The 24,931-nt window shown below is 54.9% G+C and carries 24 protein-coding genes, 1 tRNA gene and 2 pseudogenes; 5 read left to right on the forward strand and 22 right to left on the reverse strand.

The annotated features are described in order from the left end of the window. Positions 1 to 26: 26 nt before the first annotated feature. The 4 genes and pseudogenes from KMP13_RS21075 to KMP13_RS11085 all read right to left on the reverse strand — a co-directional run. Positions 27 to 552 (reverse strand): annotated as a pseudogene (locus KMP13_RS21075) (transposase); the annotation flags it as partial. Between the two features lie 99 nt (positions 553 to 651). Next, positions 652 to 1,647, reverse strand: a pseudogene (locus KMP13_RS21080) (IS30 family transposase). 52 nt (positions 1,648 to 1,699) lie between these two features. Beyond that, on the reverse strand, positions 1,700 to 2,917 hold the full coding sequence (locus tag KMP13_RS11080) for a serine hydrolase domain-containing protein (protein ID WP_215265922.1): 1,218 nt from the start codon (positions 2,915 to 2,917) through the stop codon (positions 1,700 to 1,702). Positions 2,918 to 2,940: 23 nt separating this feature from the next. Further along, entirely contained in the window at positions 2,941 to 3,606 is a 666-nt protein-coding gene (locus tag KMP13_RS11085; protein ID WP_215265923.1) for an enoyl-CoA hydratase/isomerase family protein, read from the reverse strand. A gap of 334 nt (positions 3,607 to 3,940) precedes the next feature. On the opposite strand from KMP13_RS11085, the gene aroQ reads away from it, so the two are divergent. Continuing rightward, a complete protein-coding gene (gene aroQ / locus KMP13_RS11090) occupies positions 3,941 to 4,381 on the forward strand; it encodes a type II 3-dehydroquinate dehydratase (protein WP_215265924.1) in 441 nt (146 codons plus the stop codon). Positions 4,382 to 4,384: 3 nt separating this feature from the next. Next, on the forward strand, positions 4,385 to 5,137 hold the full coding sequence (locus tag KMP13_RS11095; protein ID WP_215265925.1) for a LuxR family transcriptional regulator: 753 nt from the start codon (positions 4,385 to 4,387) through the stop codon (positions 5,135 to 5,137). Between the two features lie 434 nt (positions 5,138 to 5,571). Here the strand turns inward: KMP13_RS11095 and tsf are convergent, their stop codons facing one another. The 5 genes from tsf to KMP13_RS11120 form a co-directional block, all read right to left on the reverse strand. Beyond that, positions 5,572 to 6,450 (reverse strand): translation elongation factor Ts, encoded by an 879-nt coding sequence (gene tsf, locus KMP13_RS11100; protein WP_215265926.1) that lies wholly within the window; start codon positions 6,448 to 6,450, stop codon positions 5,572 to 5,574. Between the two features lie 80 nt (positions 6,451 to 6,530). Then, entirely contained in the window at positions 6,531 to 7,298 is a 768-nt protein-coding gene (rpsB, locus tag KMP13_RS11105; RefSeq protein WP_215265927.1) for a 30S ribosomal protein S2, read from the reverse strand. A gap of 201 nt (positions 7,299 to 7,499) precedes the next feature. Further along, positions 7,500 to 8,324 (reverse strand): lysophospholipid acyltransferase family protein, encoded by an 825-nt coding sequence (locus tag KMP13_RS11110; protein ID WP_215265928.1) that lies wholly within the window; start codon positions 8,322 to 8,324, stop codon positions 7,500 to 7,502. Between the two features lie 3 nt (positions 8,325 to 8,327). After that, a complete protein-coding gene (locus KMP13_RS11115; protein WP_215265929.1) occupies positions 8,328 to 9,080 on the reverse strand; it encodes a GNAT family N-acetyltransferase in 753 nt (250 codons plus the stop codon). A gap of 107 nt (positions 9,081 to 9,187) precedes the next feature. Beyond that, on the reverse strand, positions 9,188 to 9,370 hold the full coding sequence (locus tag KMP13_RS11120; RefSeq protein WP_215265930.1) for a DUF3553 domain-containing protein: 183 nt from the start codon (positions 9,368 to 9,370) through the stop codon (positions 9,188 to 9,190). A gap of 27 nt (positions 9,371 to 9,397) precedes the next feature. Here KMP13_RS11120 and KMP13_RS11125 point away from each other — a divergent pair, with 27 nt between their 5' ends. After that, on the forward strand, positions 9,398 to 9,994 hold the full coding sequence (locus KMP13_RS11125) for a histidine phosphotransferase family protein (RefSeq protein WP_215265931.1): 597 nt from the start codon (positions 9,398 to 9,400) through the stop codon (positions 9,992 to 9,994). 52 nt (positions 9,995 to 10,046) lie between these two features. Here KMP13_RS11125 and KMP13_RS11130 read toward each other — a convergent pair whose 3' ends face one another. The 7 genes from KMP13_RS11130 to KMP13_RS11160 form a co-directional block, all read right to left on the reverse strand. Beyond that, on the reverse strand, positions 10,047 to 11,312 hold the full coding sequence (locus KMP13_RS11130) for a glutamate-5-semialdehyde dehydrogenase (RefSeq protein ID WP_215265932.1): 1,266 nt from the start codon (positions 11,310 to 11,312) through the stop codon (positions 10,047 to 10,049). Between the two features lie 78 nt (positions 11,313 to 11,390). Continuing rightward, positions 11,391 to 12,497 (reverse strand): glutamate 5-kinase, encoded by a 1,107-nt coding sequence (gene proB / locus KMP13_RS11135; protein WP_215265933.1) that lies wholly within the window; start codon positions 12,495 to 12,497, stop codon positions 11,391 to 11,393. After that, the gene (obgE, locus tag KMP13_RS11140; protein WP_215265934.1) at positions 12,485 to 13,519 is read right to left on the reverse strand and encodes a GTPase ObgE; all 1,035 of its coding nucleotides are present in this window, start codon (positions 13,517 to 13,519) and stop codon (positions 12,485 to 12,487) included. The genes proB and obgE overlap by 13 nt, the downstream gene beginning before the upstream one ends. A gap of 119 nt (positions 13,520 to 13,638) precedes the next feature. Continuing rightward, the gene (locus KMP13_RS11145) at positions 13,639 to 14,175 is read right to left on the reverse strand and encodes a GNAT family N-acetyltransferase (RefSeq protein ID WP_215265935.1); all 537 of its coding nucleotides are present in this window, start codon (positions 14,173 to 14,175) and stop codon (positions 13,639 to 13,641) included. Between the two features lie 271 nt (positions 14,176 to 14,446). Continuing rightward, positions 14,447 to 14,716 carry a 50S ribosomal protein L27 gene (gene rpmA, locus KMP13_RS11150; RefSeq protein WP_215265936.1) on the reverse strand — a complete coding sequence of 90 codons (270 nt, stop codon included), beginning with the start codon at positions 14,714 to 14,716 and terminating at the stop codon, positions 14,447 to 14,449. An 18-nt stretch (positions 14,717 to 14,734) separates the two neighbouring features. Continuing rightward, entirely contained in the window at positions 14,735 to 15,307 is a 573-nt protein-coding gene (locus tag KMP13_RS11155; RefSeq protein WP_215265937.1) for a 50S ribosomal protein L21, read from the reverse strand. Positions 15,308 to 15,503: 196 nt separating this feature from the next. Then, the gene (locus tag KMP13_RS11160) at positions 15,504 to 16,286 is read right to left on the reverse strand and encodes a DUF2059 domain-containing protein (RefSeq protein WP_215265938.1); all 783 of its coding nucleotides are present in this window, start codon (positions 16,284 to 16,286) and stop codon (positions 15,504 to 15,506) included. Positions 16,287 to 16,473: 187 nt separating this feature from the next. Here KMP13_RS11160 and KMP13_RS11165 point away from each other — a divergent pair. Then, a tRNA-Ser gene (locus KMP13_RS11165) sits at positions 16,474 to 16,563 on the forward strand. A 1,045-nt stretch (positions 16,564 to 17,608) separates the two neighbouring features. On the opposite strand, the gene KMP13_RS11170 is transcribed toward KMP13_RS11165, so the two are convergent. Beyond that, positions 17,609 to 18,832, reverse strand: coding sequence for an acyl-CoA dehydrogenase (locus tag KMP13_RS11170; RefSeq protein ID WP_215265939.1), 1,224 nt, complete (start codon positions 18,830 to 18,832; stop codon positions 17,609 to 17,611). Positions 18,833 to 18,933: 101 nt separating this feature from the next. Here KMP13_RS11170 and KMP13_RS11175 point away from each other — a divergent pair, with 101 nt between their 5' ends. Continuing rightward, positions 18,934 to 19,854, forward strand: a complete 921-nt coding sequence (locus KMP13_RS11175; protein WP_215265964.1) for a LysR family transcriptional regulator — start codon at positions 18,934 to 18,936, stop codon at positions 19,852 to 19,854. Positions 19,855 to 19,874: 20 nt separating this feature from the next. Here the strand turns inward: KMP13_RS11175 and phoB are convergent, their stop codons facing one another. Genes phoB through pstC form a run of 5 tightly spaced genes read right to left on the reverse strand, consistent with a single transcriptional unit; the run spans position 19,875 to position 24,900 of the window. Further along, on the reverse strand, positions 19,875 to 20,564 hold the full coding sequence (gene phoB, locus KMP13_RS11180; RefSeq protein WP_215265940.1) for a phosphate regulon transcriptional regulator PhoB: 690 nt from the start codon (positions 20,562 to 20,564) through the stop codon (positions 19,875 to 19,877). A 3-nt stretch (positions 20,565 to 20,567) separates the two neighbouring features. Further along, positions 20,568 to 21,275: a phosphate signaling complex protein PhoU gene (gene phoU / locus KMP13_RS11185; RefSeq protein ID WP_215265941.1), complete on the reverse strand. Its 708-nt coding sequence runs from the start codon at positions 21,273 to 21,275 to the stop codon at positions 20,568 to 20,570. A gap of 14 nt (positions 21,276 to 21,289) precedes the next feature. Next, entirely contained in the window at positions 21,290 to 22,087 is a 798-nt protein-coding gene (gene pstB / locus KMP13_RS11190) for a phosphate ABC transporter ATP-binding protein PstB (protein ID WP_215265942.1), read from the reverse strand. A gap of 15 nt (positions 22,088 to 22,102) precedes the next feature. Further along, entirely contained in the window at positions 22,103 to 23,428 is a 1,326-nt protein-coding gene (pstA, locus tag KMP13_RS11195; RefSeq protein WP_215265943.1) for a phosphate ABC transporter permease PstA, read from the reverse strand. Further along, positions 23,428 to 24,900 (reverse strand): phosphate ABC transporter permease subunit PstC, encoded by a 1,473-nt coding sequence (gene pstC, locus KMP13_RS11200; protein WP_215265944.1) that lies wholly within the window; start codon positions 24,898 to 24,900, stop codon positions 23,428 to 23,430. Before pstC ends, pstA begins: the two co-directional genes overlap by 1 nt. Positions 24,901 to 24,931 lie beyond the last annotated feature (31 nt).

The raw sequence follows: 24,931 nt of genomic DNA on the forward strand, positions 1-24,931 counted from the left end.
AGATATGAGAAATTCGGGTCTTTGACCTGGCGGCGATGGGCAACATCATCCGGGCGGAACAGGATGCTTACATCACGGTCGAACTTAGGCTTCTAGCGCTTTCTGACCCGACGTGGACGACGCGCTTTGCGATGCTCGGGCAGATACCACCGCAGCTCTTGGTTCATGCCTTCCTTGGAGTAGTTGTAGCGATAGATCGTTTTCGGGCAGACACGCAGCGCCTTGTTAGATCATGCGGTTGCCGATCTGCTCGGGCGTCCATCCCAGTTTGATCTTCGCCACAACTGTCTTGCACAGCTCAGGATACCGGATCAGTTTGCGCTGCACAGATCGGCGCTTGCCCGTTTGCAGTTGAGCAGCATGACCGAAGTCGCCAGCATACTTCTTTGGGAATGCGTCATTCGCCCAGAAATTGCGTTTGATCTCGCGAATGATCGTGGTTGTATGGCGCTTGAGGACACGCGCCATCTCTCTGACGGGCACTTTTGCGTGCCACCAGTTCTCAATCTTGCGGGGTTCAGACAGTGATGGTTGCGTGTAAATGGCTCCTATGCCATGACCTCCTAGTAGATAACTCTTTGTTTTCTAAAAGGAGTTGCACTTCAGTGTAGCGCGTTCCTCTGTTAACTCAAATTAGGTTGCGGCATTTCTCTATCCCAGTTTTCTTAGTTCTTCGGCGAATGCCTCAGTCGGCGTTCTCCATCCCAAGCACTTCCTCGGTGTTCCATTCAAGCGGTCGCAAATCGCCTTCATGTCGCGCTCGCTTGTTCATGTTTTCGACGGATCCTTTTTGCCACGGAGCTTGCGGACCACAAAACCAAGCCTCGGTTCCGATCTCAGGTTTGAGTTTTCACCAACCTGAGAACTCAATCCCGTGGTCAAAGGTGATTGACTGACGTGCTGTCTGGGGCAGGGATATCCATGATATTCATCAGTCGTGTCATGAAGTGGTTCGAGCTGCGGTCATTGTTACGGAACAGCACCGCGTAGCGGGTCTTGCGTTCGACCAAAGATGTCACATTAGTCTTGCCGTGTTCACGCCGAAAGATCATAAGATCACCTTGCCATGCGCCAAAGGTCTCTCGGGTTTTGATATGCTCCGGCCTATTGTGAATTGATCTCTCCGGCGGAAAAGTCATGCCAGGCGGGGTTCGAGCATAGCTCGGTTTTCTCTTTTTGCAGCGATCTGGTAGGTACCGGGCCAACGCCTGCGACTCGCCATCTGGGCTGTAGGCATAGGCATAAATCGTCTCATGGCTGACAGTGGTTGCATGGCCTTCGAACTTCAACCGACCTGCAATCTGCTCTGGTGACCAGCCTTCTTGAAGCCGATCAATCACAGCTTCTCGGAGTTCTGGAATGCGCACTAGCTTGCGCCGTCTCGCACGTCGTTCAGCCGCGGACTTATGGGCGGTCATTCCGTAATAACCATTCAACTGCGGCAGTTCTTGGATTTGTGAAAGCATTGCATTTGGTTTCACGATACGCAGTGGCGCGGTGGCGATTGATCTGACGCGCAATCTCAGTCACTTTGATCTTACGACGCAAATGATCCTCAATGATACGGCGTTCGGTTAGATTCAACTCTCTGTGTTTCGTAAACTGTTCTCCTGACTTTCCAGTAGAATAGTGGAAAAGTCGCTTCACAGATTAGAAAATGCCAGCGGCTACGGCGTTTAGATGTGTAATATGTATTATGTTAATTATTTATGTTTAAACAGCCCGTAACAAGTGCTTTTAGCTCGGAACGCGACGGATATGCGCTGGATGGTAGAAGCTGCGTGAAGAATATCACCGATAGCTTTTGAACTGGATCGATCCAAAAATACGTCGACGCAATGCCACCCCAACTGAAATCCCCAACGGAACCCGCAGTTTGTGCACGTGTCTGGTCGAGCAGTACAGATCCTCCAAGTCCAAATCCCATTCCTTTCATCGGTTGTTCGGCAAAACTTGTTGGGCCCATGTCGGCAATCTCACCTGGCAAATGGTTCGCTCGCATCGCACGTGCTGTCGCAGGTGAGACCAAACTGTCACCGTCAACTTGACCATCGGCCAGCAACATGTTGGTAAACTTGGCATAATCGTCAATTGTTCCGACCAGACCACCGCCGCCGGAAAATAACGTCGTTCTGCTAAATGCCGAGTCTGCGCCCGTTTCCATTTCGTTTAGCTTTACCGCGCCCTTGTGGATTGGTGCGACATTGAACCCGGTATCGTCATGCGCTGAATACAACGTAGAGAGCTGCGGCTTTTGATCGTCACGCAGGCAGAAGCCGGTTTCTTGCATGTCGAGGACATCCAAAATCTCAGCCCGAAGAAACTGATCGAGGCTTTGACCTGTGACCTGTTCAATCACTGCGCCCAGTACATCAGTGGCTACTGAGTATTCCCATTTTCGACCGGGTTTGAAGGCCAGCGGCAATTCGGACAATTCGGACATACGCTGCTTGAGTGTTCCTTGGTCAGGTTTCATGCTGAAGTCGCGTACATTCATTTCATCCGGTAATAGACCGGAATTAAAGGAATAACTGAATCCAGCTTGATGCGTCAGAAGGTGTAGAATTGTAGGCGCATGGCAGGTTTCGGCCTGGTCGATACGCTCTGCATTTGGCGCCAGAGCCTGCATCCTATCAAAGTACGACAGAACCGCGTTCAATGGCGTATCAAGCGCCAAAAGCCCGCGTTCGATCAACATCAAGACCGCAAGTGACGTCACCGGTTTGGTCATTGAGTAGAGCCGCACCACGGTGTCGCGATTGAATTTTGCACCCGTTTCAATGTCACGCAGACCCACGGCCGAAAAGAACCGCTCCTCACAGTTTTGATGGATCAGAACAGAGCTGCCCGCATATCGGCCAGATTCGACATAGGAATTCTGCCATTTGGCGATCTGTTCAAATGGCGTCTTATCCAATGCCGTCGTCCTGTTATCTCGGTTTAGCCGCAGGCCGCCCGCATGGTTTCAAGGGTTTGCGCGCGCACCTTGGTCTTGGTCCGGGCGTAGTTTTCTGGTGAAATTGCGCAGAGCGCCTTTGCCTCGCGCAAGGCATACATCCACAAATCTTCCTGATCTTCCGCGACAATATCAATGATGCCATAATTTCGGGCAGCGACTGGTCCGATAGTCTGCCCAGTCAGGAACATGCGGCGCACCACATGGGACTCCAGCGTGTTTTTGATCAGAACGATCTCGGCCGCACTCAGCTCCAATGCGGTTTCGACGCCATTGAAGCTATAGCCGGATTTTGCAACACCGATGCGCGTGTCACAGGCCAGGATCAGGCTGAGGCCCGGCCCATGGATGTCACCGTTCACAACGGCCATGATTGGCGTTTTGCAGGCAAATATGGCAATGAGCGCGTGATCCAAAGCCTGCATGAAGTCCGCAGTGTTCTGCTCCGCCCCAGTACCGGTTGAAAAGTCATGGAACGGGCTTCCCAGAAGGATCACTTCTACGGCTTCCTCCTGATCCAGCGCAGTAACTTGAGCCGCGAGAGCGTCCAGAAATGGAGCGGATAGGGCGTTTGAGGGCCCATTTCCCAGCTGCAGTTCAACGATCCCTGCCCCGTGTTCTCTGCGATTTAGCCATTCTTGCGCAGTCATTGCGTCGTTCTCCGCTGATAGATCCATCTAGCGTGGCGCCGCCCCCTGGGTCGAGGATTTTGCGTTACGTAAAACCACGCTGCGGCATCAACATGCCTGTATAAAATGTTCAAAGCCTTACAGATTGCGCAAATCCTTCTGGAAATTTTCGGATTTATTCTAGTTTGATCAGACAATTGTCGCGCTACTATTCAAAGAAAGATCGTCGCGAGACTGGGCGTAGCTTTTCTTACGTGGTTAAACTTTGTAAGAGGTCACATTCTGCTGCAACTTGAAGGTGCACGTGACGTACCGCCTGCCGCAGAGACACAGATTGAAAGAACGGAAATACCCTATGACAAAGCTTCTGATCTTAAACGGTCCTAACCTCAATCTGTTGGGGACACGTCAGCCTGAGGTGTATGGAAGCGAAACTTTGGCCATGGTCGAAGAGAAGTGCCTGCAACACGCGACGAAGCTGGGTGCGAACGTCAGCTGCTTTCAGTCCAATCATGAGGGCGTGTTGATCGATCAAATCCACGCCGCCAAAGGCGCATATGATGGGATCATTCTGAACGCAGGTGCCTATACCCACACGTCGATTTCACTGATGGATGCGATTTTCTCGGTTGAGCTACCAGCGGTTGAAGTTCACCTGTCAAACATCCACGCCCGCGAGGAATTTCGGCACAGATCCTATATTTCTCGCGCAGTGATTGGCCAGGTTTGTGGCTTTGGCTCGTTGGGGTATCTCATGGCAATCGATGCCCTGTTGGCGCATTTGGGAGCCGAATAGACAATGGATTTGGTGGAATTCCTGGCCTTTGTCGCGGGATGTCGCAACCTTGAGCATTTGTGGAAAGCCTATCAGGAAAAAATGGCGGAATACGGTTTCGACCGGGTTCTATATGGGTATACCCGCCACAAGGTTGCCAATTCCCTTGGCGATCCCGATGATTTCCTGATCCTGTCCAATCACGGTCAGGCCTATATGGAAGGCTTCATTCGCAGCGGTCTCTACTTTCATGCGCCTATGGTGCGTTGGGCGCTGGAGAATGAAGGTGCCTGCAGTTGGAGCCACATTCAGGCGCTCTCGGATACGGGCGCGCTGGATGAACGGGCGTTGCAGGTGATTGAGTTCAATCGCAAAATGGCGATGACCGCAGGCTACACCATCAGCTTTTTTTCGTTCTCACCGCGCTTCAAAGGCGCAGTATCCTTGGCTGCGGCCGATATGACGCAGGACCAAGTTGACGCGCTGTGGCTGGCCCATGGCAGCGATATCGAGCTGATCAACAACATCGTCCACCTCAAGATCCTGACCCTGCCCTACGTGCAGCCAAATCGCAGCTTGACCAATCGCCAGCGTGAGGCATTGCAATGGGTTGGCGATGGCAAGACAACCCAGGATATCGCAACGATTATGGATCTTACCACTGCGACGATAGAAAAGCACCTGCGACTCGCTCGCGAAGCACTGGCGGTTGACACCAGTGCCCAAGCCGTTTTGAAGGCGGCAATGAGCAATCAGATTTATCAAATGGAATCCTGACGCCTCTGCAAGGCGTTAAAACCAAAGCAAAATTCGATTTCACTAAGGAATTGGCAAGGAATAGCCAATGGTACGGAAAACACTACTACAGCCCACGGTGATATAGTAACATACTATCCGTGTTCCGTGAGTGGTGGCTTTGGCCTAGGAGCATCGAGCTATAATCCCGGCAATTTCTGGGCTCTATGGCTTTTCTGGTCGTGGGTGCTTATTGATCCGTATTCCATCCAGAATTTATGAGGGGTCCCATACATCCCCATCAATGGGGCCCCTCTTTTTATTTCCCTGTATCATGTGCTGTTCCCCGCCTGCGATAACGTTTGACGTCTCTGTACAAACGTTGAGACCGCAGAATTCCGTCGGAAAAACAAAAAAAATCCGGCGCACCATGTTTCAGGTGCCCCGGATCTAAACAACTTGCGCCGTTTGGACGATTAACCGCCTTGTGCTGCTTTCGCAACTTCAGCTGCAAAGTCTTCTTTTTCGACTTCGATGCCTTCGCCAACTTCCAGACGCACAAACCCGGTGATGGTCGCGCCAGCTTCTTTTGCAGCGGCTTCAACAGTCAGGTCAGGGTTCACAACGAAGGATTGGTTCAGCAGAGTTGCTTCTGCAACAAACTTCTTCATGCGACCAACGATCATTTTTTCGATCACTTGCTCAGGCTTGCCGGACTCGCGCGCAATATCCATTTGGACTTGCTTTTCTTTTTCGACAACGGCCTGATCCAAATCGGCCTCGGACAGCGCGGCTGGGTTAACGGCTGCAATGTGCATTGCGACCTGTTTGCCGATTGTCTCGTCGCCGCCGTTCATGGCAACCAGAACACCGATTTTGCCCATGCCAGCGGTGGCCGCGTTGTGAACGTAAGCGACAACAGTTTCGCCTTCGATCTTTGCCATGCGACGCAGGTTCATGTTTTCGCCGATGGTGGCGATTTTGTCGGTGATCACGGTGGACACTGCTTTGCCGTCGATTTCAGCGGCTGCCAGTGCTTCGGTGTCTGCAACGCCCAATGCGGTGGTTGCGATGCTGGATACCATTTCCTGGAAATCCGCGTTTTTCGCAACAAAGTCGGTCTCGGAGTTGATTTCAACAGCAACACCGGTGCCGCCGTCAACAACAACAGCCACCAGGCCTTCTGCTGCGGTACGGCCGGATTTCTTGGCCGCTTTCGCCAGGCCTTTGGTGCGCAGCCAGTCGATAGCCGCTTCCATGTCGCCGTCAGTTTCGGTCAGCGCTTTTTTGGCGTCCATCATGCCGGCGCCGGTGCTGTCGCGCAGTTCTTTCACGAGTGCTGCTGTGATTGCCATCTTTGGCTCTCCTCAATTCGAAAGGGATTTGGGGCAGGTCTACCCTGCCCCATATGTCAATCATGTGACATGCGGGAAGATTAGGCTTGGACTTCCTCAGCCACAGCTTCTTCAACCGGAGCTTCTTCGAACTCGCCCAGATCAACACCTGCCGCGCCCAGTTGAGCGGACATGCCGTCCAGTGCCGCACGTGATACCAGGTCACAGTAAAGCGAGATCGCACGGGATGCATCGTCGTTGCCCGGGATGATGTAGTCAACGCCATCAGGGGAGCAGTTGGTATCGACGATTGCAACAACTGGGATACCCAGTTTGTTGGCTTCGGCGATGGCCAGTGCTTCTTTTTTCACGTCGATTACGAACAGCAGGTCAGGAACGCCGCCCATTTCGCGGATGCCGCCCAAAGATGCGTTCAGCTTCAGCTGGTCACGCTCCATGCCCAGACGCTCTTTCTTGGTCAGGCCTTCGGCGCCGGTTTCCATGCGCTCGTCAATTTCTTTCAGACGCTGGATCGACTGGGAAACGGTTTTCCAGTTGGTCAGCGTGCCACCCAGCCAGCGGTGGTTCATGTAGTATTGCGCGGATTTCTCAGCGGCGTCTGCGATCGGTTGGGCCGCTTGACGCTTAGTGCCAACGAACAGAACGCGGCCACCTTTGGCAACAGTTTCACGAACAGCCTGCAGAGCCTGGTCCAACAGAGGAACAGTCTGGGTCAGGTCCATGATGTGGATGCCGTTACGCGCGCCGTAAATGTATGGACCCATACGTGGGTTCCAGCGCTGTGTCTGGTGACCAAAGTGAACGCCAGCTTCTAGCAGCTGACGCATGGTGAACTCGGGAAGAGCCATGCTTGTATTCCTTTTCCGGTTTTAATCCTCAGCGGGGGTCTCAGACGCAATTGCGTCCAACCGGCGGTCTCTCAGGGATGTCTCCCCTGATCAGACCAAACCCCGCCTGCGGGTTCGAATGGCGCGCGTATAGTTGACTTGTCGGAGAATCACAACCACCCACGTGGCCAATTGTTGGATTTCTTTGGCCATCAGCCGGATCTATTTGCGGGCCTCAAATCCACCGCGCACCGCAGCTTCACAGGCCGCAGCCAGCGTTTTGCGGTTTTTGAAATCCTTGGCCATCAGGGGGTCGTGAAACACCACCTCGATCTGGCCCTGTTTAGAGGTTGCCAGAATTTTCAAAAGGTTCTCACCAAAGCTCATCGCAGCCCACCAACCATAGTAGCGATCAGCCTCGCCCGCGGGGGAATGATAGACAACCGTGACCGGTTGTATCGCAAGGGTGTCGCGGAGTTCGTCGCTCATAAAGGGTTGAAAGAGCGTGCTTTTAAACGGCAAGATCCGGCAGCCATCCGTCGAGGTCCCTTCGGGAAAGAACAACAGCTTATGTCCCGCCTGCAAACGATCTTTGATCAATTGCGTCTGTTCTTGGGCCTGGGCGCGGTCGCGTTCAATGAAAACCGTCCCCGTGGCTTTGGCAAGCCAGCCAATGGCGGGCCAGCTGGCCACTTCGGCTTTGGACACAAATGTAACGCGGTTGGCGGCATGCAACGTGAAGATATCGATCCAGGTTGAATGGTTCCCCACAACGGCGCCTGGAGTCTTCATGCTTTTTCCGGTGGTCTTATATTGAAACCCGATGACCCACAGCGAAAGTCGCCCGATCGTTTTGGCAATATGTCCGCTGACCGGCCGTTTGGCCCCGACCAACGGGCGCTCAACGACACGGACTAGCCATAGCAGAAGCAGGCAAGAGATATTGAGCGCCATCAAAGGCGGAACACGAAGCGCAATCAGCACCCACCCTTGGAAGGAAATGTGCACCGGATCGGGTGCGGTCTCGCTTTGCCAGCTCATCGACATAAATTAACGCTCACCTGTATAGATTTTTCGTTGTCGTTCGTTCATTCGCGCGGTGTCCAGGATCAAACAGACATCGGTGGTGTTAAAGGCGTCATCGACATAAGCGCCCTGCCCAACAAAGCCGCCCAGACGCAAATAGGCCTTTATTAGAGCCGGAATCTGCACCATGGCGGCCCGGCGATCCAAGTCTTCCAAGGGGATCAAATCCATGGATTGGTAAGTCTTGGCGCGCACCCGCAAGTCTTGTGGCGCAAGATGGTTGTGGTGCAGCATCGACAGAGGCGCCGCCAGCGCCGCGATGTCTGTTCCGTGAAAGCTCGCGGTGCCAAACAGGATCTCGATCTCATGCGTCAGGACGTATTGCGACAGGCCTTTCCACAAATGGTACATCGCCATGCCGCCGCGATAATCCGGATGCAGGCATGACCGTCCCAGTTCCAGAACCTTGCGGCCCGAGCTTTGCAAAACGCTCAGATCATATTCATCGTCTGAATAGAACTGGCCGACTTTGGTGGCCTGTTCACTGCGCAACAACCGGTAAACCCCCACGACCCGCCCCGTGGACGTGTCACTGGCAATCATATGGTCGAAATAGGGGTCAAACCGGTCGCGTTCCAAGCCAGCCACGTGGTCGACCAGCTCCCCGTCACCGCCCAATTCACGCACAAAAACCTCATATCGAAGCGCTTGTGCGGCGCGCAGTTCCTCCGCCGTTTCGGCGATTTTTACAGTAAAGTCTTGCGTGAGGGTGGCCATTGATCATCCGGGTCGGTTCTTACTTGCGCGCAGATATCCCATGAGGCACAGGTTGAGCAAGTTTAAGTCAAATCTTCTTGATAAAGTTAACGGTTCATCAACCGTTTTCACTGATCAAAAACGGGGATTAATGCGATCCGCGCACCGTCAAACACCAGCTTTCCCTGATCGGGAAAATTTACGGTGATTTTGCCGCCTGCGTTGGATTGGACCTGCCCCAAGCCCCAATCGGGGTGATCTGGATGTTTCACCAACATGCCAGGAGCAAGAACAGAGTTGAGGTCATTCATAACGGGTGGCTCACATCGGAGGAAAACATGGCCGTAGATAACGTTAATCTCGCCACTTTGATAGGGTCTCGTATCTGCCACGATCTGATTAGCCCTGTGGGCGCAATCAACAATGGGTTGGAGCTGTTGGGCATGGCGGGTGCCGTCGATGGGCCAGAGCTGGAATTGATTTCAGACAGTGTTGGCAACGCCAACGCGCGCATCCGGTTCTTTCGCATCGCATTTGGCGCCGCCGGCGAACAAGGGCTTGGAAAGGCTGAAGTTACCTCTGTTCTGGATGACCTGAGCAAGGGCGGACGTCTAAAGTACCAATGGCACCCGGCCGAGGCGATCCCGCGGGCAGAGGTGCGTGCGGTCTTCCTCGCCGCGCTCTGTCTGGAAAGCGCCCTGCCCTATGGTGGCGAAGTTGAAATGCGCAAAACCGGCGAAAGCTGGACGATCTCTGGCACCGGGCGCAAAGTGAACCTGGATCCCGGGTTGTGGAACTGGTTGACCGGTGTCGAAGGGGCAACAAAGATTTCCCCCGCATCGGTTCAATTTGCGCTTTTGCCTGAGCTCGCGAAAGAGCTTGCTCGCAATATTGCATATACGCATAGCGAAACCGGCGTTTCACTCAGTTTCTAAATGCAGGCCAAGGGAATGAGGAAAAAGCGCCGGTTGTCCCGGCGCTTTTTGTTTAGCTGCGTACGGTGCCGTTGCCGCGCACCAGATATTTGAAGCTGGTCAGCTGCGCCGCGCCCACGGGTCCGCGCGCATGCATTTTACCGGTCGCAATGCCGATCTCTGCACCCATGCCAAACTCACCACCATCGGCAAACTGGGTTGAAGCATTGTGCATCAGGATCGCGCTGTCCAATTGACCAAAGAACTGGGCAACCGCCGCGTCATCCTCGGTGATGATACAATCGGTGTGTTGCGAGTGATGGGCGCGCACAAAGGCAATCGCCTCATCAATGTCGGCCACGGGACGGGCGGCGATGATGGCGTCCAGATATTCCTTGCCCCAATCCTCATCCGTGGCGGTGACCATGCCCCGCGGACCTTTCAGCCCTTCGGCGGCATGAATTTCAATGCCGGCCTCTGACAATGCAGTCAGAATATCCGAGCCCAGACCATCAACGATATCCTGGTGGATCAGCAAACATTCCGCAGCGCCACAAATGCCGGTGCGGCGGGTTTTTGCATTCAAAACAACATCCAACGCCTTTTGGGGATCGGCGGATTTGTCGACATAGACGTGCACGATCCCTTCAAGGTGGGCAAAAACAGGCACCCGCGCTTCGCGTTGCACCAAGCCAACTAGCCCTTTGCCGCCACGCGGTACGATCACATCCACATAGTCGGTCATGGTCAGCAGTTCTTGCACCGCTGCGCGATCGCGCGTGGGGACCAGCTGCACTGCGTCTTTGGGCAGATCGGCGGCCTGCAGCCCTTCGACCAGGCAAGCATGGATCGCTTGTGAAGAATGGAAGCTTTCAGAGCCACCGCGCAGGATCACCGCATTGCCGGACTTCAGACACAGCGCCCCGGCATCTGCCGTGACATTGGGGCGGCTTTCATAGATCACGCCGATCACACCCAGCGGCGTGCGTACACGTTGGATATTGATACCCGAGGGTTGGTCCCATTCGGTCAAAACTTCGCCCACAGGGTCGTCTTGACCTGAGATTGCGCGCAGACCATCCGCGATGCTTTGGATGCGATCTTCGTTCAATTCCAGACGGTCCATCATCGCGGCTGTCAGGCCTTTTTCGCGACCAAACTCCAGATCCTTGGCATTGGCTTCGAAAATTGTCGCGCGATTGGCCCAGACGGCATCTGCTGCGGTCAGCAGGGCTTTGGTTTTGCATTCTGCACTGGCTGTGGCCAGGAGACCTGCTGCTGCCTTTGCGCGTTTGCCCAGATCATGCATCAGGGCGGGAATGTTTTCCAAGTCTTTCATATCTGCGGTGCCTTCTTCTGTGGCATGCCAGAGGGGCTCTGGCGAAAATTCGGAAATGGGCGCGAGGTGTTCTCCCCCTCAAAGCGCCATATCATCACGGTGGATCAGAGCCGCGCGGGCAGCATAGCCCAAGATGTCTTCGATCTCAGCAGATTTTCTACCCTGGATCGCTTTCGCCTCGGCTGCGGTGTAGCGCGCCAAACCCTGTCCCAATTTACGCCCGTCCGGGCCGCGGATGGCCAGCGGTTCCCCGCGACCAAAGTCACCCTCCACATGACGCACGCCTGCAGGCAGCAGGCTTTTCCCAGAGTTCAGGGCGCGCACGGCACCATCATCCACGGTGATTTCACCCTGGGGTTTCATCGTCGCAATCCAGCGTTTGCGCGCCGTATGCGGGTCACCATCAGCGGTGAACCAAGTGCAATTGGCACCGTTTTCCAATGATTTCAGCGGGTTCATAGCGGACCCTTCCGAAATCACCATGGCGCAACCCTCTGCTGTGGCCATTTTCGCCGCCAGCAATTTGGTGATCATACCGCCCTTTGACAGGCCAGAGATGCCCTCACCGGCCATTGCCTCAATCTCCGGCGTGATTTCGGTGATGGTCTCAAACCGTTTTGCGGTGGGATCAATGCCGGGGTTGGCGCTGTAAAACCCATCGACATCCGACAACAGCACCAGACAATCGGCCCCAACGGTCACGGCAACCTGCGCACCAAGGCGGTCGTTGTCACCATAGCGGATCTCATCCGTGGCGATCGTGTCGTTCTCATTCACAATGGGCACGACCCCCATGCGCAACAAGGTGCGCAGAGTCGAACGGGAATTGAGGTAACGACGACGGTTTGCACTGTCCTCGAGCGTCACCAAAACCTGCGCGGTAGTGATCTGATGCGGTGTCAACGCCTCTTCATAAGCGCGCGCCAGTTGGATTTGTCCAACGGCAGCAGCAGCTTGCGACTGTTCCAATGCAAGATCAGCCGCTGGCAGGCCCAGGACCCCACGCCCCAGCGCAATCGAGCCCGAGGACACAAGGATCACGTCCTTCCCCTGCCCTTTAAGCCAGGCGACGTCATCGGCCAGCGATTTTAACCAGTCAGATTTCAGCTTTCCAGTTGCGCGGTCGACCAAAAGAGCCGAGCCGATTTTGACCACAACCCGGTTGGCTGTGGTCAGGGTTGCCACGGCTTGGGTTCCTCAACAGGTTTTTGGCGGATGCGGTCGTCGTTGATCTCACCGCGCACGGCGCGCAGAACCTCATTCAGACCTTCGCGACTGACACCGGACATTGTCATGACCGGGCCACCAACCTCAGCCTCGAGCGTGGCTTGCGCCTCGGCGCGTTCTTCATCGTCCAAAGCGTCGATCTTGTTCAACGCGGTGATGCGTGGCTTGCCTCCGAGTTCGCCGCCATAAGCTTCCAACTCGTTGATAATGGTACGGTAATCCTCGGCAATGGTCTCTGACGTGCCGTCAATGAGGTGCAACAGGACCGAGCAACGCTCAACGTGACCAAGGAACAGATCGCCAAGGCCGCGCCCTTCATGGGCGCCTTCGATCAGGCCAGGAATATCGGCCATGACAAATTCCGCATTGTCGACACCCACAACGCCAAGGTTCGGGTGCAGCGTGGTGAACGGATAATCGGCGATTTTGGGACGCGCATTGGATGTCGCCGCCAGGAACGTCGATTTACCCGCATTGGGCAGACCCAGAAGCCCGGCGTCCGCAATCAGTTTCAGCCGCAGCCAGATGGTGCGGTCGATGCCTTCTTGCCCGGAATTCGCACGACGCGGTGCCTGGTTAGTGGCTGATTTGAAGTGAAGGTTGCCAAAGCCGCCGTTGCCGCCCTTGGCGAGCAGGACTTTTTCACCCAACTCCGTCATATCGGCCAAAACGGTTTCCTGATCCTCGTCGAGGATTTCGGTGCCAACTGGCACGCGCAGAATAATATCTTCGCCGTCCCGGCCCGTGCGTTGACGCCCCATGCCAGACTGGCCGTTCTGGGCAAAGAAGTGCTGCTGGTAGCGGAAATCGATCAGGGTGTTCAGACCGTCAACGGTTTCGGCAAAAACTGTGCCGCCCTTGCCGCCATCGCCGCCGTCAGGACCGCCGTATTCCATGAACTTTTCACGCCGAAAGCTCACACAGCCGTTCCCACCGCCGCCAGATCGTATGTAAACCTTTGTGAGGTCGAGGAATTTCATGTCAGCTCCTATGCGCCCAAACATGCGGGCGCGAAAACGTCGTAATGGGCAAAAGACCGGTGCCTTTTGCCCTTGGGTTAGGTTTTGCCTGCTTTAACGTAAAGTGACCCGAGGGCCAATCACAGTTTTCGGCTGTAGGTCCATGTCGGGACATTTGCGTCGCGCGCAACCGAGAATGTCTCGGCGTCGCCCAGGTATTCAAACCCGCAATGGGTCAACACCCGCGCCGAGGCCGGATTGTCCTGAAAGGCGGTTGCAAACAGCGCGCCATCGTCAAACGGGTTTGCATCGATCAAGGATTGCAGTGCTTCAGAGGCGACGCCCGTGTTCCAAAACGTCGGCGCAATCCAGAACCCAACCTCGGACTGGCTGCGATCCATCCGTTTGAGGGAGATCATCCCCATCAGTTCGGCTCCGCCATCCCGCGTGCCATCAATTGCCCAGACAAATTCATTCTGCTCGGCTTGCATGGCGCGTTCCACATAGGCTTCGGTCGCCCCCGGTGGCAAAGGATGCGGGATCGAGCTTGTCATGCGCGACACACGTTCATCCGCCGCATAATGCGAAATCAACCCCGCGTCGGATTTACGAACGGGACGCAATTCGAAACGTGTTGTCTCGATCGTGGGCTGTGCAACGATTTGATCCAAACTCATATCTACGCTCCTCCTGTGAACGCATTTTTCGTGGCGCGATGGCAAGATGTGCACCGCTTGGACATATGATCGAGATAGGAAGCGACCCGTGGTCGCGCAATGGTCATCCCCAACACATCTGCCGGAAACCGCCGGCAGTCGCGTCTCTCTCCCATAGGGGGAATTTCATTGTTACTTCGTAACTCAAACATGTACGCAACGTCAAAACGAAAAAGGGACCGGCTTAATAGCCGATCCCCCTGAATTTTTTACTAAGCTTTCAGGCTTCGGCTTACTCAGCGGCCTCCGCCACCGGGAGAACCGAAATGAAAGTGCGGCCTTTAAGGCCTTTTTGGAAGCTCACTGCGCCTTCGACAGTAGCAAAGATTGTGTGATCTTTGCCCATGCCAACGCCTTCGCCCGGCCAAAATCTGGTGCCGCGCTGACGCACGATGATGTTGCCTGCGATTGCAGCCTGGCCACCAAAAAGTTTTACGCCAAGACGACGACCGGCAGAGTCGCGACCGTTACGGGATGAACCGCCAGCTTTCTTATGTGCCATAAGTGTCTCTCCTTAGCCTTAGGCCAGCTCTTTGGCCTGTTCCACCCATTCGGGCTTCACTTTGATGGTGTCGATAGCAGCAATTGCGTCTTCGGACAAGGCTGCGATCTGTGCGAAGGTGCTCAGGCCTGCTTCTACCAATTTCTTGGCAGCTGCGGGACCAACGCCTGTCAGCTTGGTCAGATCGTCTGCGTCACCTGCGGCAGCAGCCGGAGCGGCCGTTGCAGCGGAGGTTTCGCCCTTGCCAGTAGCAGTTTTGATACCGGATTTATCTGCGCCAGACGCCAGGATCTCAGTGATCTTGACCAGGGTCAGCTTTTGACGGTGACCTTTGGTGCGTTTGGAGCTGTGTTTACGACGACGTTTGACAAAGTTGATAACCTTGTCGCCTTTGACCTGGTCGATCACTTCCGCTTGTACGGCAGCGCCGTCAACCAGAGGTGCACCAACAACCGGTGCGTCACCGCCCAGCATCAGGATGTCGTTGAATTGAACAGTTTCGCCAGCGTCAGCAGCCAGTTTTTCGACACGCAGGAGATCACCCGCCTGTACTTTGTACTGCTTGCCGCCGGTCTTGAGGACCGCGAACATTGCGTTTTCCTTTTGTTACCCGCGTCCTACGGTCCCCGTTAGGGTGTTTTTGGATGCCCGTTGGCGTCCACCTCGAACAGCGCGCCCCCTTGCGGGGCGTATGACAGAATAATCCCGGCGCAGACATAATCCGTGCCGGGATGCGGCCTTTTGCAGTCAAAGGCGGTGTTTGTCAACTGTGAGTTCGCGCCTGCGTTCAGATATCTTCACTCGGACCAATTTTTGCAAGCCGATGCGCCAGCGCTTCATAGCGGGACGCGGTGATTTCAAACTGGATCGCGTTCAGCAACTGATAGACTTTCTGCATCTCGGGCGTTTCCAGCGCGTCGGAATAGGTCTCAAGCTCTGCGTTGGTGAAATCTTGATAGGCATAGGCGGACGAGGTCAGCCCGCTGGTCTGAATACTTAGCCGCATTTCACCTTCCTGTGCTTCCAACCGTTCCTTCAAGTCCGCGGGGTCCAGCTGCAGTTCAACCATGCCAGCGGCGACCGCGGCCATAATGAAGCGGAACTGCACTTCCTGGATCGCTTTGACTGAGTTCTCGCCAGCTTCCACGGCGCGTCCCATCCGTTTCAGGACCTCGACGCGTTTATCGCCCTGCTGAACCAGGTCGGAAATGATCCGTTCACCAGCAATATGTTTGGTTTCACCATCAGCAACAAGGTGGGATGCATTTTCAGCTTTGACCAGCCGTTGCCCCAGCTCGGTTGCATAAAAGCCCTCGGCATGGGTCAAAACATCATCGGTGAGCGTTTGCTCCAGAAAATCAAGCGCTTCGCTGCGCATCGAACCAAGGGCAAAGATGTCCTCGGCGATCGTGTCCCAGGCGGGTCCAAAGTCGCGCGGATCAAGGCCAATAATGCCGGGCGCGTTTTCTGCCGAAAGCGCAATACTGTCCAAAGCCACGTCAAAACCGGTGACATTCAGAAAAGTCGCAATACGATCGCGGTCCGCAGCAGAGGTGATGGTCGCGTTCATGGTCAAAACCAGGACGGAGACCAGTAAAATTAGAGGGCGGAGAATGAATTTTTTTAGGGTCATGAACAAGAGCTTAAGCCAAAGATCACACCGGACAAGGAAAAATGCAGACTCCTCCAAAAAGTTTGATTTTCCGCTTGCACGCTGTGCACATGCCCTTTAAACGCCCCACCAATCACTCAAGCGCGGAGAGGTGCCGGAGTGGTCGAACGGGGCGGTCTCGAAAACCGTTGTCCCTTTACGGGGACCCAGGGTTCGAATCCCTGTCTCTCCGCCATTTTCATGTCCAGTATATGATTTCTACAAAGCCCTTTGATTGGCACTGACGAACTCGGGCCCTTTTGTAGCGGGGTAAATGATTTCCACTCAACAGGTATGACGTTCAATGGGTGCTTTCTGAGACGGCTATACTGAATTCGGTTACTAGCTCCATGGTGTTTGGGGGAACTCCAGAATGCCCCCAGCGCGGATCCATGAAGGTAGAGCTGGGGCATCCTTGCAGCCTCAACCCTGTTGAGAGCAAACTGGTCACTTGGCCGCAGGCAATGGGTGCGCGAAATGCAAGTTGCTTCTTCAATGCCATCTGCACCGTAAATGGCCCTGTTCACCGTAAGTGGGCCCGTCTCTCGAATGTGCCGTGTGATCAATGCTGATGACTAAGGCAGCTCTTCAAGCCGTTGGGGCGAACTGGCTGCTGTTTTCCAACACGTGAAGGAGAAGTTTGACAATTCGCTGCTCCAGCTTATCAAGCTAAAGCGTTACTCTTGGGGTAATCCCTTGTTAATTGGACATGTGTGCAAAGCGAGCCTGGATCGCGGGTAATGGCATCACTATTGATGCATATATGTTAACCATAAATCTCATCAAAGTTGTTCCTAAACGCCCTAGCGTGTAACCAGTCTTTAAGATTGTTTGTCTGCACCTTGAAGCGAATTTGCGTTGTCGCACAGGTTTGCGTTTTTGAAGTACATTGCGATAGTTTGCCCCAGTTAGTTTGCAGTTTTTGATGAATGACGTGGCGATGACACGGGATTTGTTGGAGGCTTAGCGCAGAAGCCCGGAAGCGGGTCCAAAGGTGGTGTGATTTCGCGTTTGCGGCCTTTGTGTATTTGCACGATTTGACGACGGAAATAGCTGGCGTGCAAAGCTAAATTGCAAAATAAGGCACTCTTTGCAGTTTCACAGTATCCGCTTTGCGAATTTGGCTGTACGGAGCGGCCGGTTAAGGATTTCCGCGCAGTAGAACTTTGTGCAACGCTCGAGAATGTGTTAAATAATGCAGATATGCAAAGAGGGTTTTGCACATCTGCATTGCAAAATGCTTAGTAGAAGGCCTGCAAACCCGTTTGGGACCGTCCCAAAATCAAAGCATGCACGTCATGAGTGCCTTCGTAGGTGTTCACAGTCTCGAGGTTGACCATATGGCGGATCACGCCGAATTCTAGGCTGATGCCGTTGCCGCCATGCATGTCGCGGGACATACGTGCGATGTCCAAAGCCTTGCCGCAATTGTTACGCTTGATCACCGAGATCATTTCCGGTGCTGCATTTGCGTCATCCATCAAACGGCCGACCCGCAGGGCGGCTTGTAATCCCAGGGCAACTTCGGTCTGCATATTTGCCAGTTTTAGCTGGAAAATCTGAGTGTTCGCCAAGGGGCGGCCAAATTGAACACGGTCCAGACCATATTGACGCGCCGCATGCCAGCAGAACTCAGCCGCACCCATTGTGCCCCAGGCAATGCCGTATCGCGCGCGGTTCAAACAGCCAAACGGCCCTTTGAGCCCTTCTACATGTGGCAGCAACGCGTCTTCGCCAACTTCGACATTGTCCAATACGATTTCGCCGGTGATGGAGGCGCGCAGCGAGGCTTTGTTGACGATTTTTGGCGCGCTTAAGCCTTTGGTGCCTTTGTCCAGAACAAACCCGCGGATCTTGCCGCCGTGGGCATCGGATTTCGCCCAAACCACAAAAACATCAGCAATCGGCGCGTTGGAAATCCACATTTTTGACCCGATCAACCGATAGCCGCCGTCGATCTTCTCGGCGCGGGTTTTCATCGAGGCGGGGTCCGATCCTGCATCCGGCTCTGTCAGGCCAAAACAGCCGATCCATTCGCCGCTGGCCAATTTCGGCAGATATTTTTGGCGCTGCTCTTCGCTGCCATAGGCGTAGATCGGGTAGATCACCAGCGAGCTTTGGACCGACATCATGGAACGATAGCCTGAATCCACCCGCTCAACCTCGCGTGCGACAAGGCCGTAGGTGACATAGCCAGCACCCAGCCCGCCATATTCTTCGGGCAAGGTTGTGCCCAACAGGCCCATTTCGCCCATTTCCGCAAAAATAGCCGGGTCGGTGTTTTCGTTCTCGTAAGCATCAAGAACGCGCGGTGCCAGTTTTTCTTGGGCATAGGCTTGGGCCGAGGCGGCTACCATGCGTTCATCTTCGGTCAACTGATCCGCAAGGCGGAAAGGGTCGTCCCATGAAAATCGGCCCAGGTCAGGGGCATCTTTGGCGCGCAGGGGTGGTTTGGTGTCGAGCATGGCAATGTTCCGGAATGAAATGGAAGTCTCAGACAGCATATCGATGTTCAAGGGTAAAGAAAAACGAGACTTTGGCGTATATTTATGAGTACATGGAATACATGGTGGCTCCACGACGATTTTTCCCATCTATCTCTTCCTTGCGCGCGCTAGAGGCGCTTGATCGGCACGGCAGCGCGTCGGCGGCGGCAATGGATTTGGATTTGGATTTGACCCAAGGCGCGGTCAGTCGACAGTTGCAATCGCTTGAGGCGCAATTGGGGGTGGAGCTGGCTGACCGCAGTCACAAGCAGCTGGCGCTGACAGAAAATGCGGTGGAATACGCCAGTGAAATTCGTCTGGCGCTGAACACCATTGCCCAGGCCAGCCTGCGGGTTCAACAGGAACCCATAGCCGGAACGCTCCACCTCGCGATTTTGCCTGCGTTTGGAATGCGTTGGCTGATGCCGCGTTTGCCGGATTTCTCGCGTCTTCATCCCGATGTGACCGTCAACATGGCCACGCGCTTGCGACCGTTTTCTTTGACGGGCGAAGGGTTTGATGCAGCCATACATTATGGAAAACCACAGGATTGGCCCGAGACGGAGGCGATGCTGTTGAAACACGAACAGCTCATCCCGGTCTGTTCTCCGGAATTTCAAGCCAGTCGCCGGATTGCAGGGCCCAAAGACATGTTGGCGTGCCCCCTCCTCCACATTCAGACCCGTCCAACGGCTTGGGCTGAGTGGTTCAGCGCGGTTGACGTCCAAACCGAGGGGCAATTGGAAGGCGCGACCTATGATCAATTTGCGACCATCAACCAAGCCGCGCAACATGGGCTGGGCGTTGCATTGATGCCGGATTATCTGGTGGAACAGGATCTCGCCACGGGGAAATTGGTGGCGCTTTATGACCGGGCGATTGAAACAGGCGGTGGCTATTACCTGGTCTGGGTCCGCGGACGTATCCGCAATGCCGGGTTGGTCAAATTTCGCGACTGGCTGGCACCACAAGCGCAAGCAGAGGATCCGTTGCCCCGTTGAGACGTGGCAACGGTTGTGTTTTAGCCCAAGGCGTAGCCGGCACCGCGCACCGTGCGCACGGGGTCAGCACCGCCATGTTGGGTCAAGGCTTTGCGAAGACGGCCGATATGGACGTCCACAGTGCGTGTATCGACGTAGATATCGCGCCCCCAAACCCGGTCCAGCAATTGTTCACGGCTCCAAACGCGGCCTGGTTTTTCCATGAACGTCGACAGCAAGCGAAACTCGGTCGGGCCCAGTTTCAATTGTTGTTCACTGCGGCTGACCTTGTGGGTCTCGGAATCCAGGATAATGTCCTCAAACTCTAGGCGCATGCCAACCGTAGCGGGCCGGACGCGACGCAGTTGGGTGCGTACACGTGCCATCAATTCGATCACGGAATAGGGTTTGACAACGTAGTCGTCAGCGCCTGTCTCCAACCCGCGCACCTTGTCGACTTCCTCAGAACGGGCAGACAACATGATGATGGGAATGGACCGTGTGTCGGGACGGGTTTTGAGCCGTCGGCAGACTTCGATGCCGCTGAGGTTGGGCATCATCCAGTCGAGCACAATGATGTCCGGGGTGTCTTCGTCGACGACCAGCAGCGCTTCTTCGCCGTTTTCCGCCTTGATCACCCGGAAGCCATCGGCTTCTAGGTTGTATGCAAGGACCTCACGCTGGGCGAGCTCGTCTTCGACGACCAGAACAGTAGGCTGATCGGCTGACATGACCTATGCCTCCTGCGGTGAAGAGGTGGTGTCCCCCTTGACCCGTTCGTCAGTGGGTTTTTCACCGGCGACAACATAGACAACCTGTTCGGCAATCGCCGTGACGTGGTCGCCCATGCGTTCGATGTTCTTGGCGATGAAATGCAGATGCATGCAGGGCGTGATGTTTTGCGCGTTTTCCATCATATAAGTCAGGAATTCACGGAACATCGCGTTGTACATCTGGTCAACGCCCAGGTCGCGGTTGATGACGTCACGCGCCAGCTCGGCGTCACGCTGCACATGTGCATCCAGCGCGTCTTTGAGCATCAGTTCAACTTCGCGTGCCATCCGGCGCAACGCCGGACCACTGTCGAGCACGTGACCCGTCTGGGCCAGAACATGGGTGCGTTTGGCGATGTTTTTTGCGTAATCGCCAATGCGCTCCAGGTTTGAGGCGATTTTCATCACCGACAGGATCAACCGCAGATCGCTTGCGGTTGGCGAGCGCAGTGCGATGACACGTGCGGCTTCGGCATCGATGATCTCTTCCAGACCATCGATGGCGACATCGTTTTCCTGAACCTTTTTCGCCAGTTCTTCGTCACGGGATTCCAGGGCACCCGCAGCTTCCATGATCGCAGCTTCAACCAGCCCGCCCATTTTCATGATCTGGGCTTGCATGGCTTCTAGGTCCCGGTCAAAGGCCGAAGCAATGTGTTGTTCTTCCATTTCGTGTCCTAACTTTAACCGATACGACCAGTAATATAGCTCTCGGTGCGCGGATCTTCTGGGTTGGTAAAGATCTGTCCGGTGTGACCGAACTCAACCAGCGTGCCGAGGTGGAAGAATGCAGTTTTCTGGCTCACACGTGCGGCCTGCTGCATTGAGTGGGTAACGATGACAACCGAATACTGTGTGCGCAGCTCGTCGATCAGCTCTTCGACCTGTGCGGTTGCAATCGGATCAAGGGCTGAGCATGGCTCATCCATCAACAGAACTTCCGGCTCGGTTGCGACGGCGCGTGCGATACACAGACGCTGTTGCTGACCACCGGACAGACCTGTGCCAGGCTTGTCCAAACGGTCTTTGACCTCGTCCCAGATCGCACCGCGACGCAGCGCTTTTTCGACAATCTCATCCATGTCGGCTTTGTTCTTGGCCAGACCGTGGATACGCGGGCCATAGGCCACGTTGTCATAGATCGTTTTGGGGAATGGGTTTGGCTTTTGGAACACCATACCCACTTTGGCGCGCAGCTGCACTGGATCGACTCGTTTGTCATAGATATCTTCGCCGTCCAGCAGGATGTTGCCGGTGACATTACAGATATCGATCGTGTCGTTCATCCGGTTCAGACAGCGCAGGAATGTGGACTTGCCACACCCCGACGGGCCAATGAACGCGGTCACTGTTTTGTCTTCGATTTCGACGTTTACGTCCTTGATGGCATGTGCTTCACCGTAGTGGACGTTTACACCATGGGCTGCGATTTTGGTTTCTTTTTGGTCCACGGCTCTATCCGTAAATTGCATGTCGTTCATAACAGTGTCCTCCAGTTACCAGCGGCGCTCAAAGCGACGACGCAGGATGACGGCGAGAGTGTTCATTGAGACAAGGAACACGAGCAAGATAATGATACCGCCCCAGGCACGTTCATAGAACGCAGGGTCGGCGCGTTTGGCCCATTCGTAGATCTGGGCAGGCATTGCAGAGTTCGGGGCCAGAAGGCCATCGGCCAGGGTCTCAGGCGCGTTTGACGCGATAAAGCCAACCATGCCAATCAGCAGCAGCGGCGCGGTTTCACCCAGTGCCTGTGCCAGACCAATGATAGTACCGGTCAGGATCCCAGGTGCCGCCAGAGGCAGAACATGGTGGAACACAGCCTGCATCTTGGACGCACCCACACCCAGAGCCGCATCGCGGATCGACGGTGGAACCGCCTTGAGCGCTGCGCGGGTTGAGATGATGATGGTGGGAAGCGTCATCAGCGTCAGAACCAGACCACCCACAAGTGGCGCAGAGGTCGGCAGGTGCAGATAGTTGATAAACACCGCAAGACCCAGAATACCAAACACAATCGACGGAACCGCCGCGAGGTTTGAGATATTCACTTCGATGATATCGGTCAGACGGTTCTTTGGTGCGAACTCTTCCAGATAGATCGAAGCCGCAACCCCAATTGGCAGGGCCAGGCCGAGGACCACAAACATCATGGACAAGGACCCAAGCATTGCGACACCGATACCGGCAGCTTCGGGGCGTTGGTCCGATGCATCCGCGCCAGTAATGAAGTCGATGTTGAACGTCTTTACAATCACACCGGCATCCACCAGCTGGTCAACCAGATCCAATTGCTCGGGAGAGATGGATTTGTCGTTGCCGATGCTTGCACGGTGCACACGACCCTTCAGGTATCCGTCCACGCGGCTTTGTGCGAGGAACCGGAACTCTATCGTTTCACCGATCCGATCCGGGTTTGCGATGACGAATTCACGCAGCTGGCCAACCGCATTTCTCGACAGGATACCTCCCAGATCTTTGGCTTTGAGGTCGGTTTGAATGCCAAGCTCTTCGACTTTGGCGACCACGGCGTCACGGATCAGCGGGTTATATCCAAAGGTGGTGACCTTCTTGATATCATCCAGATCGCGATTGCCTTTTTTGTCCAGCTTGCTTTCCAGCAGCTCAACATTCACAGTCATAAAGGTTTGCTGAAACGCACCAGTGCCACGGCTGAAGATGTTTGTTACAAGCACCATCAACATCATGAGACCGACAGCGATTGCAGCAATGCCGTAGGCGCGGAAGCGTTTTTCTGCGGCGTTGCGCTGCTTGGTGCGCGGCGTCAAGGCCAGCAGGGAAGTTTTGGATGTATCCGACATTATTCGTACTGCTCCCGGTATTTGCGCACGATATAAAGCGCGAGAACGTTCAGACCCAGTGTCAGAACAAAGAGCGACAAGCCCAGTGCAAAGGCCACCAGGGTTTCAGGTGAGGCAAAGTCAGTGTCACCTGTCAGCTGGCTCACGATACGAGTGGTGATTGTGGTCATGCTGTCCAGCGGATTGCCCGAGAACTTCGCAATAGCACCTGCGCCCATCACAACAATCATGGTTTCACCAATTGCACGCGACGCTGCGAGAAGTATCGCACCCACGATCCCCGGCAAAGCGGCGGGAAGCACAACTTGTCGGATGGTTTCCGAACGGGTCGCACCCAGTCCCAGCGAGCCATCGCGCATGGCCTGTGGCACCGCGTTGATGATGTCGTCGGACAAGGAAGACACAAATGGGATCAACATGATGCCCATGACAACACCGGCCGTCAGAACCGATGTCGCACCCGCCATCCACTCAACCCCAAGGAAACCACCTTTGCCGAATGTACCCACCAGCAACGGACCAACGGTCAGCAGTGCAAACAGACCGTAAACGATGGTTGGGATGCCGGCGAGAATTTCCAACAGCGGCTTGGCAAAGGCGCGCACAGTGTTGTTGGCATATTCCGAAAGGTAAACCGCAGCAAACAGACCAACAGGCACAGCAACCAGCAGCGCGATGACGGAGACATAGAGCGTGCCCCACAATAGTGGCAGGATCGAAAGCTCCGAGTCACCGCGGAAATTCGGCGCCCAAGTTCTGCCAAAGAAGAAGTCGGCGGCGTTGTGCAGTTTGAAGAAATTGATCGTCTCAAAGAACATCGACAAAACGATGCCGATTGTTGTCAGGATCGCCAAAGACGCTGCAAGGATCAGGAGCGACAGAATGCCCTTTTCCACTACGTTGCGCGCACGGAAATCCTTGTGTGTCTGCATGTAAGACCACGAAAACCCGCCAAGCGCCAGGACAGCAACAAAAACTGCCATCAGCACATTGCCGGTTTTGGACATAACACGATACTGTTGAGCGGCCTCCAGAACTTCCGGGCGCACATCAGCGCCCAAAGCAACGCCCACTTCGCCGAGGCGAGCGCGAACGTCTGTTAGTTCCGTGCGTAGCGATTTGGCTTCGTCGGCTGATAGGGCCCCTTTGGCAATAGCAACATCAAGCCCTTCGGCAACCCGACCAACGTCGCTCATGACCAAGCCAAGCGTTTGGCGATCAGGTGCAAGCTCTTCTGGGATCAGCTGGGAGATACGGGATTCGATGAACATCGGCTGAACAAGCAGCCAGATGGCGAGCGCCCCAAGGGCGGGAAGAAGTGTGGTGAATGCAACGTTGTGTCCATAGTAGGACGGCAGCGAATGCAGTTCTTTAGCATTTCCCTCGGCTGAGGACATCGCGCGTTGGCGTCCGAAGACAAAACCGGCAGCGGAAAGTACAAGCAGGGAAACGACGAGCCAGAGAGTAGGCATCAAGTGCTCCGTTTCGAAAAGGGCGAACTGT

The organism is Epibacterium ulvae (genome assembly GCF_018678075.1).
GTDB lineage: Bacteria > Pseudomonadota > Alphaproteobacteria > Rhodobacterales > Rhodobacteraceae > Epibacterium > Epibacterium ulvae_A.

Bases quoted from the DNA above. Each gene is read 5' to 3' on its own strand.
- KMP13_RS11085 (WP_215265923.1), bottom strand. From the start codon at position 3,606: ATGACTGCGCAAGAATGGCTAAATCGCAGAGAACACGGGGCAGGGATC.
- aroQ (WP_215265924.1), top strand. From the start codon at position 3,941: ATGACAAAGCTTCTGATCTTAAACGGTCCTAACCTCAATCTGTTGGGG.
- KMP13_RS11095 (WP_215265925.1), top strand. From the start codon at position 4,385: ATGGATTTGGTGGAATTCCTGGCCTTTGTCGCGGGATGTCGCAACCTT.
- tsf (WP_215265926.1), bottom strand. From the start codon at position 6,450: ATGGCAATCACAGCAGCACTCGTGAAAGAACTGCGCGACAGCACCGGC.
- rpsB (WP_215265927.1), bottom strand. From the start codon at position 7,298: ATGGCTCTTCCCGAGTTCACCATGCGTCAGCTGCTAGAAGCTGGCGTT.
- KMP13_RS11110 (WP_215265928.1), bottom strand. From the start codon at position 8,324: ATGTCGATGAGCTGGCAAAGCGAGACCGCACCCGATCCGGTGCACATT.
- KMP13_RS11115 (WP_215265929.1), bottom strand. From the start codon at position 9,080: ATGGCCACCCTCACGCAAGACTTTACTGTAAAAATCGCCGAAACGGCG.
- KMP13_RS11120 (WP_215265930.1), bottom strand. From the start codon at position 9,370: ATGAATGACCTCAACTCTGTTCTTGCTCCTGGCATGTTGGTGAAACAT.
- KMP13_RS11125 (WP_215265931.1), top strand. From the start codon at position 9,398: ATGGCCGTAGATAACGTTAATCTCGCCACTTTGATAGGGTCTCGTATC.
- KMP13_RS11130 (WP_215265932.1), bottom strand. From the start codon at position 11,312: ATGAAAGACTTGGAAAACATTCCCGCCCTGATGCATGATCTGGGCAAA.
- obgE (WP_215265934.1), bottom strand. From the start codon at position 13,519: ATGAAATTCCTCGACCTCACAAAGGTTTACATACGATCTGGCGGCGGT.
- KMP13_RS11145 (WP_215265935.1), bottom strand. From the start codon at position 14,175: ATGAGTTTGGATCAAATCGTTGCACAGCCCACGATCGAGACAACACGT.
- rpmA (WP_215265936.1), bottom strand. From the start codon at position 14,716: ATGGCACATAAGAAAGCTGGCGGTTCATCCCGTAACGGTCGCGACTCT.
- KMP13_RS11155 (WP_215265937.1), bottom strand. From the start codon at position 15,307: ATGTTCGCGGTCCTCAAGACCGGCGGCAAGCAGTACAAAGTACAGGCG.
- KMP13_RS11160 (WP_215265938.1), bottom strand. From the start codon at position 16,286: ATGAACGCGACCATCACCTCTGCTGCGGACCGCGATCGTATTGCGACT.
- KMP13_RS11170 (WP_215265939.1), bottom strand. From the start codon at position 18,832: ATGCTCGACACCAAACCACCCCTGCGCGCCAAAGATGCCCCTGACCTG.
- KMP13_RS11175 (WP_215265964.1), top strand. From the start codon at position 18,934: ATGGTGGCTCCACGACGATTTTTCCCATCTATCTCTTCCTTGCGCGCG.
- phoB (WP_215265940.1), bottom strand. From the start codon at position 20,564: ATGTCAGCCGATCAGCCTACTGTTCTGGTCGTCGAAGACGAGCTCGCC.
- phoU (WP_215265941.1), bottom strand. From the start codon at position 21,275: ATGGAAGAACAACACATTGCTTCGGCCTTTGACCGGGACCTAGAAGCC.
- pstB (WP_215265942.1), bottom strand. From the start codon at position 22,087: ATGAACGACATGCAATTTACGGATAGAGCCGTGGACCAAAAAGAAACC.
- pstA (WP_215265943.1), bottom strand. From the start codon at position 23,428: ATGTCGGATACATCCAAAACTTCCCTGCTGGCCTTGACGCCGCGCACC.
- pstC (WP_215265944.1), bottom strand. From the start codon at position 24,900: ATGCCTACTCTCTGGCTCGTCGTTTCCCTGCTTGTACTTTCCGCTGCC.